Annotated in this window: 10 protein-coding genes; 4 read left to right on the top strand and 6 right to left on the bottom strand. The window is 70.5% G+C overall.

The window, feature by feature from the left end; genetic code table 11:
* The first annotated feature begins 76 nt into the window (after positions 1 to 76).
* A complete protein-coding gene (locus G5V58_RS07475) occupies positions 77 to 1,318 on the top strand; it encodes a lipopolysaccharide biosynthesis protein (RefSeq protein ID WP_407939748.1) in 1,242 nt (413 codons plus the stop codon).
* Here the strand turns inward: G5V58_RS07475 and polA are convergent.
* Both polA and G5V58_RS07465 read right to left on the bottom strand, forming a co-directional pair.
* On the bottom strand, positions 1,315 to 4,011 hold the full coding sequence (gene polA, locus G5V58_RS07470; RefSeq protein ID WP_165230540.1) for a DNA polymerase I: 2,697 nt from the start codon (positions 4,009 to 4,011) through the stop codon (positions 1,315 to 1,317). The two genes, G5V58_RS07475 and polA, sit on opposite strands and share 4 nt — an antisense overlap.
* 35 nt (positions 4,012 to 4,046) lie before the next feature.
* The gene (locus tag G5V58_RS07465) at positions 4,047 to 4,637 is read right to left on the bottom strand and encodes a GNAT family N-acetyltransferase (RefSeq protein ID WP_230487157.1); all 591 of its coding nucleotides are present in this window, start codon (positions 4,635 to 4,637) and stop codon (positions 4,047 to 4,049) included.
* A 108-nt stretch (positions 4,638 to 4,745) separates the two neighbouring features.
* Between G5V58_RS07465 and G5V58_RS07460 the strand changes: the two genes are divergently transcribed.
* Both G5V58_RS07460 and G5V58_RS07455 read left to right on the top strand, forming a co-directional pair.
* Positions 4,746 to 5,492: a DUF554 domain-containing protein gene (locus G5V58_RS07460; protein ID WP_165230537.1), complete on the top strand. Its 747-nt coding sequence runs from the start codon at positions 4,746 to 4,748 to the stop codon at positions 5,490 to 5,492.
* A 220-nt stretch (positions 5,493 to 5,712) separates the two neighbouring features.
* Positions 5,713 to 7,119 carry an ABC transporter substrate-binding protein gene (locus G5V58_RS07455; RefSeq protein WP_230487156.1) on the top strand — a complete coding sequence of 469 codons (1,407 nt, stop codon included), beginning with the start codon at positions 5,713 to 5,715 and terminating at the stop codon, positions 7,117 to 7,119.
* A 737-nt stretch (positions 7,120 to 7,856) separates the two neighbouring features.
* Here G5V58_RS07455 and G5V58_RS07450 read toward each other — a convergent pair.
* On the bottom strand, positions 7,857 to 8,366 hold the full coding sequence (locus tag G5V58_RS07450; protein ID WP_230487155.1) for a MarR family winged helix-turn-helix transcriptional regulator: 510 nt from the start codon (positions 8,364 to 8,366) through the stop codon (positions 7,857 to 7,859).
* A 57-nt stretch (positions 8,367 to 8,423) separates the two neighbouring features.
* On the opposite strand from G5V58_RS07450, the gene G5V58_RS07445 reads away from it, so the two are divergent.
* A complete protein-coding gene (locus tag G5V58_RS07445; protein ID WP_165230534.1) occupies positions 8,424 to 9,656 on the top strand; it encodes an MFS transporter in 1,233 nt (410 codons plus the stop codon).
* On the opposite strand, the gene G5V58_RS07440 is transcribed toward G5V58_RS07445, so the two are convergent.
* From G5V58_RS07440 to G5V58_RS07430, 3 genes are read right to left on the bottom strand one after another with little or no spacing between them, the layout of a single operon-like run.
* Entirely contained in the window at positions 9,640 to 10,431 is a 792-nt protein-coding gene (locus G5V58_RS07440) for an ABC transporter ATP-binding protein (RefSeq protein ID WP_165230531.1), read from the bottom strand. The genes G5V58_RS07445 and G5V58_RS07440 overlap by 17 nt on opposite strands.
* The gene (locus G5V58_RS07435; protein ID WP_165230528.1) at positions 10,428 to 11,420 is read right to left on the bottom strand and encodes an ABC transporter ATP-binding protein; all 993 of its coding nucleotides are present in this window, start codon (positions 11,418 to 11,420) and stop codon (positions 10,428 to 10,430) included. Before G5V58_RS07435 ends, G5V58_RS07440 begins: the two co-directional genes overlap by 4 nt.
* Positions 11,413 to 12,609 (bottom strand): branched-chain amino acid ABC transporter permease, encoded by a 1,197-nt coding sequence (locus G5V58_RS07430; RefSeq protein WP_165230524.1) that lies wholly within the window; start codon positions 12,607 to 12,609, stop codon positions 11,413 to 11,415. The genes G5V58_RS07435 and G5V58_RS07430 overlap by 8 nt, the downstream gene beginning before the upstream one ends.
* Positions 12,610 to 12,617: the final 8 nt, after the last annotated feature.

Genomic DNA, 12,617 nt, shown 5'->3' with positions numbered 1-12,617 from the left:
TGGCGACGATCCAACCACCCGCCGTGGATGCGGAGCGCCGTGTCGGGGGCCATTAGGCTGCCCCTCCGTGAGCAAGATGGCCACCGAGACCAGCCAACGGCTGCGCAGTGGAGCGGTCATCGCCGTGGCGATGGGCATCATGAACCTCGCCACGTACGGCTACACCGTGCTCGCGGCGCACACCATCGGCAAGGAGCCCTACGGCGCGTTCTCCGCGCTCATGGGCGCGCTGCTGGTCATCAGCGTGCTCTCGCTCGGGCTGCAGGCGACCGGGGCCCGGCGCATCTCGTCGGCGCCGGACCAGGTGGTCGCGATCGAGCGGGTCGTGCTGTCGGTGGGCCTGCGCAGCGCGCTGGTCCTGGCCGCCCTCGGCTTCGCCATCGCGCCGCTGCTCAACGCCGTGCTGCACCTCGAGAGCCTGCCCACCGCGCTGCTGGTCGGCCTGACGGCGTTCCCCCTGACCTACATGGGCGCCCAGCTCGGTGTGCTCCAGGGCGAACGGCGCTGGGGTCCGCTCGCGGCGGTGTACCTGGCCCAGGGACTGGGCCGCTTCGGCTTCGGCGCCGTCCTCATCGTCATCCGTCCCGGGGAGTTCAGCGCGATCCTGGGCGTGGCGCTGGGCGCCTGGCTCCCGGTCGTCGTCGGCTGGTGGGCGCTGCGCCGACCGCGGACCGGCGCGCCCCACTCCGAGGGTCATCCCGGCCTCGACCTGCTGCGCGAGGTCGGCCACTCCAGCCAGGCGCTGCTGGCCTTCTTCGCCCTCTCCAACGCCGACATCCTGGTGGCCCGCGCCACCATGTCGGACTCCGAGGCCGGGCTGTACGCCGCCGGTCTCATCATGGTCAAGGCGGTGTTGTTCCTGCCGCAGTTCGTCGTGGTCTACGCCTTCCCGTCGCTGTCCCAGGAGTCGAGCAACCGCCGCACCCTGGTCCTGGCGCTGGCCATGTCGGCGGCACTCGGTCTGGTGGCGGTGCTGGCGGTCGCAGTGCTGCCGGGGCTGGCGCTGCAGTTCGTGGGCGGCGATGACTTCGCCGACATCAAGGGCGACATCTGGAAGTTCGCCATCGTCGGGACGCTGCTGTCGATGCTGCAGCTGCTCGTCTACTCCGCGCTCGCGCGCCGCCAGGGCCGCGCGATCCTCTTCATCTGGACCGCCCTGGCCGTCCTCGTCGGTCTGGCCCTCTCGGTGGCGACCGCCACCTCGCTGGTCATGGTCGTCGTCGCCGTCGACGCGGTGCTGTTCCTGGGCCTGCTCACCATGGCCCTCGCCCAGGCCCGCCCCGGCGTCCAGATTCCGGCGGAGACCCGTCCCGCTTAGTGGGCCGCCTCGTGCCAGCTGTGGCCGGTGCCGACGGAGACGTCGAGGGGGACGAGGAGGTCGGCGGCGGAGCCCATCTGGTCGCGGACGAGGGCGTCGAGGGCGTCGCGCTCGCCGGGGGCGACCTCGAAGACGAGCTCGTCGTGGACCTGGAGGAGCATGCGGGAGGCGAGGCCCTGGTCGCGGATGGCGTCCTCGACCTTGAGCATGGCGATCTTGATGAGGTCGGCGGCGGAGCCCTGGATGGGGGCGTTGAGGGCCATGCGTTCGGCCATCTCGCGGCGCTGGCGGTTGTCGCTGGTGAGGTCGGGCAGGTAGCGGCGCCGGCCCATGATGGTCTCGGTGTAGCCGGTGCCGCGGGCGGCGTTGACGATGCCGCCGAGGTAGTCGCGGATGCCGCCGAAGGTCTCGAAGTACTCGTCCATCAGGCCCCGGGCCTCGCCCGGGTCGATGCCGAGCTGGGCGCCGAGGCCGAAGGCCGAGAGGCCGTAGGCCAGGCCGTAGTTCATCGCCTTGATCTTGGCGCGCATCTCGACGGTGACGTCGTCGGCGGGGACGTCGAAGACGCGCGAGGCGGTGGTGGAGTGGAAGTCGCGCCCGCTGCGGAAGGCCTCGATGAGGAGGTCGTCCTGGGAGAGGTGGGCCATGATCCGCATCTCGATCTGGCTGTAGTCGGCGGTCAGCAGGCTCTCGTAGCCCTGGCCGACGACGAAGCCCTCGCGGATGCGGCGCCCCTCCTCGGTGCGGATGGGGATGTTCTGCAGGTTGGGGTCGGTGCTGGAGAGGCGGCCGGTGGCGGCGATGAGCTGGTTGAACGTCGTGCGGATGCGACCGTCGGGCGAGACCGTCTTGAGCAGGCCCTCGATGGTCTGGCGCAGCCGGGAGACGTCGCGGTGGCGCAGCAGGTGGAGCAGGAACGGGTGCTCGGTCTTGACGTACAGCGCCTGCAGCGCGTCGGCGTCGGTGGTGTAGCCGGTCTTGGTGCGCTTGGTCTTGGGCATGCCGAGCTCGTCGAAGAGCACGACCTGCAGCTGCTTGGGCGAGCCGAGGTTGATCTCCTTGCCGATGACGGCGAAGGCCTCCTCCGCGGCGAGCTTCACCTCGGCGGCGAAGTGGTCCTCGAGCGAGCCGAGGTGGTCGCCGTCGACGGCGATGCCGGTGCGCTCCATCTGGGCGAGCAGGTCGACGAGGGGCAGCTCGATCTCGGTGAGCAGGCGGGTGCCGCCGCGCTCCTCGAGCTCCTCGTCGAGGGCGGCCGCGAGGTCGAGCACGGCGCGGGCGTGCAGCATCTCGGTCTCGCCGGCGCCGGGTCCGCTCGCCGCCACGTCACCGTCCAGCCCGTCGAGGCTGAGCTGGCCGTCGTCGGCGGGGCCCTGGCGCAGCTCGCGCTTGAGGTAGCGCACGGTGAGGTCGGCCAGGTCGTAGGAGCGCTGGTCGGGCCGGGCGAGGTAGGCCGAGAGCGCGGTGTCGCGCTCGAGCCCGGCCAGCGGCATGCCGCGTGCGGCGAAGGCGAGCATCGGCCCCTTGGCGTCGTGGAGCACCTTGGGCAGCGAGCCGTCCTTGAGCCAGGTGGCCAGCGCCTCCTCGTCCTCGACGGTGAGCGCGTCGGTGGTGACGTACGCCGCGCCCTCCTCGGTCGCGAGCGCCAAGGCGGTGAGGTCGCCGGTGCCGGCGCGCCACTGCCCGACCGGGTGGATGCCGACCCGGGCACCGGAGGAGGCGTGCTCGGCCAGCCAGCCGGCCAGCTCGCCCTCGGCGAGCACGCGCATGGTGACGTCGAAGCCGGAGTCGTCGATCTCCGCCTCCTCCTCGGTGGGCAGCGCCTCGAGCAGCCGGGTGCGCAGCACCTGGAACTCCAGGCCGTCGAAGAGCGTGTGCACCGCCTGGCGGTCCCACGACGGCCAGGCCAGGTCGTCGACGCTCTTGTCGAGCTCGAGGTCGCAGACCAGCCCGTTGAGGTGGCGGTTGCGGATCACGTCGGCGAGGTGCTCGCGCAGCGCCTCGCCCTTCTTGCCGGTGATCTTGTCGGCGTTGGTGATGAGGTTGTCCAGGCCGTCGTACTGGTTGAGCCACTTGGCCGCGAACCCCTGGCCCACGCCCGGCACCCCGGGCAGGTTGTCGGAGGTCTCCCCCACCAGCGCGGCCAGCTCGGGGTAGCGGGTCGGCGGGACGCCGTAGCGCTCCTCGACGGCCTCGGGCGTCATCCGCTTCATCTCCGAGACCCCGCGCATGGGGTAGATCACCGTGGTCCGGTCGTCGACCAGCTGGAAGGAGTCGCGGTCACCGGAGCAGATGAGGGTCTCGAAGCCCTGGGCCTTGGCCTGGGTCGCGAGGGTGCCGATGATGTCGTCGGCCTCGTAGCCCTCCTTCTTGACGAAGGGGATCCGCATCGCGTTCAGCACCTCCTCGATGAGGGGGAGCTGGCTGGAGAACTCACCGGGGGTCTTGGAGCGGCCGGCCTTGTACTCGGCGTACTCCTGGAGCCGGAAGGTCTGCCGCGAGACGTCGAAGGCGACGCCGACGTGGGTGGGCCGCTCGTCGCGCAGGACGTTGATGAGCATCGAGGTGAAGCCGAAGACAGCGTTGGTCGGCTGGCCGGTGGTGGTGGAGAAGTTCTCCAGCGGCAGCGCGAAGAACGCGCGGTAGGCCAGTGAATGGCCGTCGAGCAGCAGCAGCCTGGGGCCCTCGGTCACCCGACCAACCCTAGTCGCGAGGACCGACAGCAGGGCTAGGCGGAGTCCTCACCCGTACGCCGGTGCAGCTGGCGGCGCGCGGCGAGCAGCTGGCCGAGGTGACGGCGCCCCGCGACCCGGTCGGTGACCCGCGCGCTGGCCGGCTGCATGGCCGCGAGCTTGGCGCGCACCAGCGGCGTGGTCGAGGCGCGCAGCACCGCCTGCGGACCCAGCGAGAGGCGGGCCATGAACCGGTTGCCCACCCGCGAGCCGGCGGGCGCGGCGCTGGTGATGTGGCCGACGCCCAGGTCCTCGGCCCACTGCACCGCGGCCTCCATGAGCGCACTGCCGATGCCCTTGCCGCGGAAGCTGGCGTTCACCTGCGGGGCGACGGCCTGCACGGCCGGCTCGAGGTTGAGCGGGGTGATCGGCACGACGCGCAGGAGCACGGCCCCGGCCGGCTCACCGTCGTACTCCGCGACCAGGAGCCGCCGCTCGGCGGACTCCTCGGCCTCCTTGACGATGAGCTCGAGGTCCGAGACCTGCTCCTGGCGATCAGCGCGCCGCAGGCCGTCGGCCCACAGCTCGACCAGGAACGGCACGTCGTCCACCGTGGCCTGGCGCATCGACACCGGCTGCCGACTCATCGAGGTGACCCCTGTCCCTGGACCGCACCCGCTCCCCCGGGCCCGGGCGTGGCGAGAGCGCCGAGTGCGCGAGACTGTGCCCGCCCTCCCTCACCACAGGAGCCTCCCTTGTTACCGGGTCTCGCCTCGCTGGTCAACGTCACGACCGTCCTTCTCGGCGCGACGCTAGGAGTCCTCTTGGGCAACCGGCTCCCGGTCCGGACCAGGGATCTGGTCACCGACGCCCTCGGACTGGTCACGCTGCTCATCGCCGCGACGTCCGCGATGGACGTCCTCTCCCCCGACCTGTCCGACGCGGTGGGCGACAGCGCGCCGATGCTGATCGTGCTCGGCGCGCTCCTGCTGGGCGGGATCGCGGGGTCGCTGCTGCGGCTCGAGCAGCGCGTCGAGCAGTTCGGCGGCTGGCTCCAGCGACGGCTCGCGGGCGACGCCGGCTCCGGCGACCGCGCCCGCTTCATCGAGGGGTTCGTGGTCTCCTCCTTGGTCTTCTGCACCGGTCCGCTCACCATCCTCGGTGCACTGAACGACGGGCTCGGAAACGGGGGTGACCAGATCCTGCTCAAGGCCGTGCTGGACGGGTTCGCGGCGGTGGCCTTCGCGGCGTCGTTCGGCTGGGGTGTGGCCGCCAGTGCGGTGACCATCGTGGTCGTCCAGGGCGGGCTGACCCTGCTCGGGCTGGCCCTCGGCGACGTCCTGCCCGACGCCCACCTCGCGGCCATCACCGCCGCCGGCGGCCTGCTGCTCGTCGGCGTCGCCCTGCGGCTGCTGCGCATCCGCGAGATCCCCGTCGCCGACCTGCTGCCGGCCCTGCTCGTCGCGCCGGTGCTGGTCGAGGTGGCCGCGGGGTTCCACTGAGCCGCCTCGCCACGGCGTACGACGGGCGTCCGGGTCAGGCCCACCTGGCCCGAAATACACCCTGACCTGGCCCGTGTGGCGCATTGACGTAACGGTTTGGTGACGAGAGGGTTCCACGAAGCGCGGCCGCCTCCGTGGCAATTACGGTTGCCGTGCCGTACCCGGCTTCCGGGGGTTGGGGCCGCGGTGAAGTGCACTCACTAGAAGAAAGGTTCACGACGTGAATCGATCCACCATCGCCACCAGGCGGTTCAGGCGACTGACGGCCACGGTCGCCATGGGCGCGGCTCTGGGGTTCTCGCTCGTCGCCTGCGGTGACGACTCCGACTCCGGCGACGACACCTCGGGCAGCGACGAGTCCAGCAGCGCCTCCGCCGACACCTCGGAGTCCGCCTCGGAGTCGGCGAGCGCAGACGCCGGCGGCTCCTTCACCAACGACAAGTGCGCGGGCAGCGACACGAGCGCCAACAAGTTCGCCGTTGGCGGCATCCTGCCGCTGACCGGCAACCTGGCCTTCCTCGGCCCGCCGGCCGTGGCCGGCGTCGGCCTCGCGGTCTCCGACATCAACGCCGCGGGCGGCGTCAACGGCGCGCAGGCCTGCAGCAACATCCTCGACTCCGGTGACTCCACCGACATGTCGATCTCGACCGCCTCGGCCGGCACCATGGTCGCCGCCAAGCCGTCGGTCGTCATCGGCGCCGAGTCCTCCAGCGTCTCGCTGAACTTCGTGGACACCCTGACCGACGCCAAGATCACCCAGATCTCGCCGGCCAACACCGCGATCGACCTGTCCGGCTACTCACCGTTCTACTTCCGCACCGCTCCCCCGGACACCGTCCAGGGCAACGCGCTCGGCACGCTGATCTCCCAGGACGGCTACACCAACATCGGCTTCCTGGTCTTCAACGACACCTACGGCACCGGCCTGCGCAACGCGGTCCAGCAGACCGTCGAGGCCGCCGGCGGCAAGTGCGTCTACGGCTGCAAGGGCGACGGCGACGAGTTCCCCGCCGGTCAGACGACGTTCTCCGCCGAGGTCCAGGCCGTCACCGCGGCCAAGCCCGACGCGATCGTCATCATCGCCTTCGACGAGACCAAGTCGATCGTGCCCGAGCTGGCCTCGTCCGGCTTCGACATGAGCAAGACCTACTTCGTCGACGGCAACCTGTCCGACTACGGCCAGGACTTCGAGCCCGGCACCCTCGAGGGCGCCCAGGGCACCCTGCCCGGCCAGGACCCCGACCAGGGCTTCAAGGACAACCTGACCGGCTGGTACAAGTCGGCCAACGGTGAGGACCTGAAGGACTACTCCTACGGCGCGGAGTCCTACGACGCCACCATCCTCGCCGCGCTCGCCGCGGCCAAGGGCGGCGCCAACGACTCGCAGACCATCCAGAAGAACCTGGCTGCGGTCTCCGGCGCCACCGACGGTGAGGAGTGCAGCACCTACGCGGACTGCCTCAAGCTCATCGAGGGCGGCTCCGACATCCACTACACCGGCCCGTCCGGCATCGGTCCCCTCGACGACGAGAACGACCCGTCCTCGGCGTTCATCGGGATCTACCAGTACGACGCCAACAACAAGAACATCCTGAGCGGCACGGTCGAGGGCTCCAAGCCCGAGTGACCCCGTCGGCCGTCAGGCCGACACGCTGTTCGCAGTTCTGACGAAGGCCCCGGACCGTTGAGGTCCGGGGCCTTCGTGCTGTCCGGCGCGCTCGCCGTCCTGTCTCTGCCTGCCTTCGACGGTTCTTGCTGGTTCGGGTGATCCATTGCGTAGCGGCCGCGCGCTCACCAGCCCGACTCCCGCTGTCAAGGACGCTACGCGCCACTTCGTGGCGGACGGCGGCCTTGGGCGAGAGGTCCGTCCTTGACAGCGGGACCCGGTCTGGCTGGTGAGGGCGCGCTGAGGGCGAGGCTGCGCCCCGCCCCACAAGCGCGGCCGCCTTCGGCGACCACGCTGAGGTCCGCCTCCACGCACTTGTAACGCTCAGTTACGGGAACTGTCGACCCGTTGCAACGGGTCGGAAGATCCGATAACTGCGCGTTACAAGTTCTCGGCGGCGCCGGCCGCGGCAACCCGCACCACACCCCCACCCACCCGTGGAGGCGGAGACGAGGGTGCCGCCGCCAGACCAGGCCGCCTGTGGACTGACCCGGCCCCCGCCGGACCGCAGCCCCCTCGCCGAACGCTAGTCCCGCGGCGTGGGGCACGCACACGCAACGCAACCACGCTGGGAGCAGTCGCGTGCAACACGGCGTCGGTTGCGTTCGGTGAGGGGGCTGCGGTCCGGCGGGGGCCGGGTCAGTCCACAGGCGGCCGGAACCCCGAGAGCCGCACCACGAGACGAAGCACCCAGACAACTACATGTCCTGTGCCTCGATCCGAAGCGTCATCTTCTTGAGCAACCCGTTCAGCTGACCCAGCTCCTCCCGCGTCAGCGCCGCCGCGGTCAGCTCCTCCGCCGATCCCCGCAGCGCCATCGCCTCCCGCCAGAGCCGCAGCCCCTCCCGGGTCGCCTCGACCTCGACGCGGCGCCGGTCGTCGACACCGGGCTTGCGCTTGAGCCAGCCCTTCTTCTCCATCGAGTCCAGGCGCCCGGTCATGCCCGCACCGCTGACGTCCAGCGCGGCGGCCAGCTCACCGGGCGAGGCGTGGCCGGGGGTGTCGCGGATCATGAGCGCGTGGAGGGTCTGGTACTCGAAGTCCTGCAGCCCGACCTCCGCGAGCGCCCTCTTGGTGGTGGCGCGGAACCACTTGCCGATGTGGTGGATCCGCACGGTCATGGCCTCGACGTCGTCGTCGAAGGCCTTGTCCAGCACCCAGTGGTCGCGCCAGCGCTCGACGTGCAGGTCGGCCTCGTCGGTGGTCACGGAGTGATCCTAGGTTCTTCGTTGACTAACATTTCGCCAGCGAACTAGCCTGCGCGCATGTCCTCGCACCCGCTGCGCCACCCGGCGTTCCGGTGGCTGGTGTCGGGCGCGACGGTGAACCTGCTGGGCAACGGGATCGCGCCGGTGGCGCTGGCCTTCGCGGTGCTGGACCTCGGGGGCGGGGCGACGGAGCTGGGTCTCGTGGTGGGGCTCTACGCGTTGGCCGACGTGGGGGCGGTGCTGTTCGGGGGCGTGCTGGGCGACCGACTCCCCCGCACCGTGATGCTCCAGGGCTCGTCGCTGGCCGCCGCGGTGGTGCAGGGCGTGGTGGCGTGGTCGCTGGTCGGCGGATGGTCGAGCATCCCGCTGCTGGCGGGACTGGGCGTGCTGAACGGCGTGCTGAGCGCGCTGGCCGGGCCGAGCTCGTCGGCGCTCACCCGGCAGACCGTGCCGGAGGCGTCGCTGCAGCAGGCGATCTCGTGGCGGCGGATCGCGCAGAACGCCAGCCTCATCGTGGGGACGGGGCTGGCCGGGGTGCTCGTGGTGGCCTTCGGGAGCGGGTGGGCGCTGGCGATCGACGCGGCGACGTTCGCGGTGGCGGCGGCGCTGTTCAGCCGGATCCGGGTCGAGGACGCACCGCGCGCCGAGCAGCGGGCCGGGCTGTGGCGCGAGGTCGGCGAGGGGCTGCGCGAGGTCCTGCGGCACACGTGGCTGTGGCTGCTGATCCTGCAGGCGCTGCTCTACCACCTGTTCTACGGCGGCGCGCAGAGCGTGCTCGGGCCGATCGTGGTCGGCGACGAGCTCGGCCGGGCGGCGTGGGGGTGGGCGCTCTCGGCGATGATGGTCGGCTTCGTGGTCGGCGGGCTGGTGACGCTGCGCTGGCGACCGCGGCGGGCGCTGTACGTCGGCACCTGGTTCCTGGCCCTCACCGCGGCGTTCCCGCTGGCCATGGCCTGGTCGGACTCGCTGGCCCTGGTGCTGCTCGGGGCGTGGCTGCACGGGTTCGGCCTGGAGATCTTCAGCGTCGGCTGGGACCTGTCGATCCAGGAGAACGTCGCGCCGGACAAGCTGGCGCGCGTCTACTCCTTCGACATGATCGGCTCGTTCATCGCGCGCCCGGTCGGCCTGGTGCTGACCGGCCCGCTGGCCGCGCTGGTGGGCGCGCGGGTCTGGCTCACCGTCGTGGGCGCGGTGATCCTGGGCAGCGTGCTGGTCGCGACGACGTCGCGCGACGTGCGACGGCTCGAGCGCCGGGATCCGGCGCCCGAGCCGGCTACTGCTCCGGTGTGACGTCGGTGCGCTCGGCCTCGACGTCCTCGGCCAGGGTGCCGAGGTAGAGCTCGATGACCTTGGGGTCCTTGGCCAGCTCGTGGCCGGTGCCCGTGTAGGCGTCGCGACCCTGGTCGAGGACGTAGCCGCGGTCGCAGATCTGCAGGCAGCGGCGGGCGTTCTGCTCGACCATGACCACGCAGACGCCGGTCTTGTTGATCTGGCGGGTGCGGATGAAGGTCTCGTCCTGGCGCACCGGCGAGAGGCCGGCCGAGGGCTCGTCGAGCAGGAGCACCGAAGGCTCCATCATCAGCGCGCGGGCCATGGCCAGCGACTGGCGCTCACCGCCGGACAGCGCGCCCGCCGAACGGGTACGCCGCTCGTGGAGGTTGGGGAACAGGTCCCACATCGCCTCGAGCCGCTGGCGGACCTTCTTGGGGCGCAGGAACAGCCCCATCTGGAGGTTCTCCTCGATGGTGAGCGAGGGGAACACGTTGTTGTTCTGCGGGACGAAGCCGACGCCCATCTCGACCAGCCGGTTGGTGCGCAGGTTGGTGATGTCCTGGTCACCCAGGTGCACGTTGCCCGAGCGGATCTTGACCAGCCCGAACATGGCCTTGAGCAGCGTGGACTTGCCCGCGCCGTTGGGGCCGATGATGCCGATCATCTCGCCGGGGTAGGCGACCAGCGAGCAGCCGTTGAGGATGTTCACGCCGGGCAGGTAGCCCGCGACGACGTCGGTGGCCTCGATGACCGCGGTGCCCTGCCGGGGCTCGGTGGCGGTGGCGGTGGTCATGACCGGTGCTCCTCCTCGCGGTGCGCCTGCTCGGCGGCGACCTCCTGCTCGATCTGGGTGAGCGACTCCTCCGAGAGCACCTCGTCGCTGCCGAGGTCGGTGTCGTGGTGGGCGCCCAGGTAGGCGTCGATGACGGCCTGGTTGGACATCACCGTGTCCGCGGGGCCCTCGGCCACGATCCGGCCCTCGGCCATGACCACGACCCAGTCGGAGATGTGGCGCACGACGTGCATGTCGTGCTCGACGAACAGCACGGTGGTGCCCTCGTCGCGCAGGGACTGGATGTGGCCGAGCAGGGACTGGGTGAGCGCGGGGTTCACGCCGGCCATCGGCTCGTCGAGCATGATCATCTTCGGGTCGCTCATCAGGGCCCGGGCCATCTCGAGCAGCTTGCGCTGACCACCGGACAGCGAGCCGGCGTAGTCGGTGCGCTTCTCCAGCAGCTTGAACCGCTCGAGCAGCGAGACCGCCTTCTCCTCGACCTGCTTCTCCTGGTTGCCCCAGAACGGTCGGAACAGCGACTTGGCGAGCTTCTCGCCCTCCTGGTTCTGCGCGCCGAGCATCATGTTGTCCATCACCGTCATCCGGCTCAGCGCCTTGGTGAGCTGGAAGGTGCGCACCATGCCGGACTTCGCCACGCGCGACGCCGACGTGCGGTCGAGCGTCGCCCCGTCGAAGCTCCAGTGCGCGCCCTTGCCGGCGGTGGTGGGCCGGTCGAAGCCGGTGATGAGGTTGAAGAACGTCGTCTTGCCGGCACCGTTGGGGCCGATCAGCGCGGTGATCAGGCCGCGCTGGACCTCGAGGTGACCGACGTCGACGGCGGTGATGCCGCCGAACTGGCGCACGATGTTGTCGACCTTGAGGATCGCGTCCGGCTTGGCCGACCCGGGCTCCTCGTCGACGCCGGACATCAGGCGCTGGCGCTCGGCGGGGTCGGCCATGCCGCCACGTGCGGCGGTGGTGGTGGTCGGTGCAAGTGACTCAGACATTGAACCTCAGCTCCCTCTTGTCCCCCAGGATGCCTTGTGGTCTGAAGATCACGAGGAGCATCAGGGCCACGCCGACGACGATGAAGGCGAACTGGCTGGTCTGCTGGCCGTTCATGACGTTGAGGTACTTGTCCGAGGACAGGTAGGTGTTGGCGATCGCGATGATGCCGATGCGGCCGGAGAAGAAGATCAGCGAGCCGAGCACCGGCCCCCAGATCGTTGCGGCCCCGCCGAGCAGCAGCGCGGTGTAGGCGAAGAACGTGATGTTGCGGCCCAGGGCGTCGGGCTGCACGGTGGCCGGCAGCACGTAGATCATGCCGCCGAGGGCACCGAACAGGCCGCCGATGACCAGCGCCTGCATCTTGATGGCGAAGACGTTCTTGCCGAGGCTGCGCATCGCGTCCTCGTCCTCGCGCACCCCCTTGAGCGCGCGGCCCCACGGGCTCCTGGTCAGCCCGAGCACCAGCAGGGTGGCCACGGCGACGAGCACCCACGCCACGAGCGTGAACCACCAGCCGTCCACACCGGTGTTGCGCGCGTTGACCGGCGCGAGGAACAGCGCCAGCAGCAGCACGAGCACGCTCAGCCCGACCAGGGCGCCGGTCCGGGCGCCGCCGGTGAGACCGGCCTTGCCACGGGCCACGCGCACCATGAACCAGACGACCGCGATGACCAGCAGCCAGCCGATGACGCGCACGAGGGTCGAGCCGCCGCCCACGTCGTGGTAGTTGAACGGCAGCAGCGTGGTGTCGCCGTTCTTGATCGGCGACAGGCTGGTGAACGGGTCGCGGTACTGACTGCCGGGGATGCCCTGGGCACCGCCGGTGAGGTTGAACAGCCACTCCACACCGACGGATCTGCCGACGTACCGCACGATCTCCGCGGCGGAGATCGTCACGATGGCGAGGTAGTCGCCTCTGAGCTTCAGCGTCGGTACGCCGAGCACGAGCGCGAACACGAACGCGACCAGCAGGCCGATGATCACCGCGAAGAACATGGGGATGTCGTGGGTGATCGAGATCGCGAACCCGTAGGCGCCGAGCAGCATGAAGGCGGACTGGCCGATGTTGAGCAGGCCGGTGTAGCCGAAGTGGATGTTGAGGCCGATGACCGCGATCGCGACCGCGGCCGTCTGCGGGTCGACCGCGACCCGCATCATCGCGTTGAGGATGCCCTGGATGTCTTCCATCGCTTGGT

Source organism: Nocardioides anomalus (genome assembly GCF_011046535.1).
Classification (GTDB): Bacteria; Actinomycetota; Actinomycetes; order Propionibacteriales; family Nocardioidaceae; genus Nocardioides; species Nocardioides anomalus.
The sequence above is the reverse complement of the archived record's forward strand: the minus strand, read 5'-3'. Positions and strand labels throughout refer to the sequence as shown.

Bases quoted from the DNA above. Each gene is read 5' to 3' on its own strand.
- G5V58_RS07475 (WP_407939748.1), top strand. From the start codon at position 77: ATGGCCACCGAGACCAGCCAACGGCTGCGCAGTGGAGCGGTCATCGCC.
- G5V58_RS07465 (WP_230487157.1), bottom strand. From the start codon at position 4,637: ATGAGTCGGCAGCCGGTGTCGATGCGCCAGGCCACGGTGGACGACGTG.
- G5V58_RS07445 (WP_165230534.1), top strand. From the start codon at position 8,424: ATGTCCTCGCACCCGCTGCGCCACCCGGCGTTCCGGTGGCTGGTGTCG.
- G5V58_RS07440 (WP_165230531.1), bottom strand. From the start codon at position 10,431: ATGACCACCGCCACCGCCACCGAGCCCCGGCAGGGCACCGCGGTCATC.
- G5V58_RS07435 (WP_165230528.1), bottom strand. From the start codon at position 11,420: ATGTCTGAGTCACTTGCACCGACCACCACCACCGCCGCACGTGGCGGC.
- G5V58_RS07430 (WP_165230524.1), bottom strand. From the start codon at position 12,609: ATGGAAGACATCCAGGGCATCCTCAACGCGATGATGCGGGTCGCGGTC.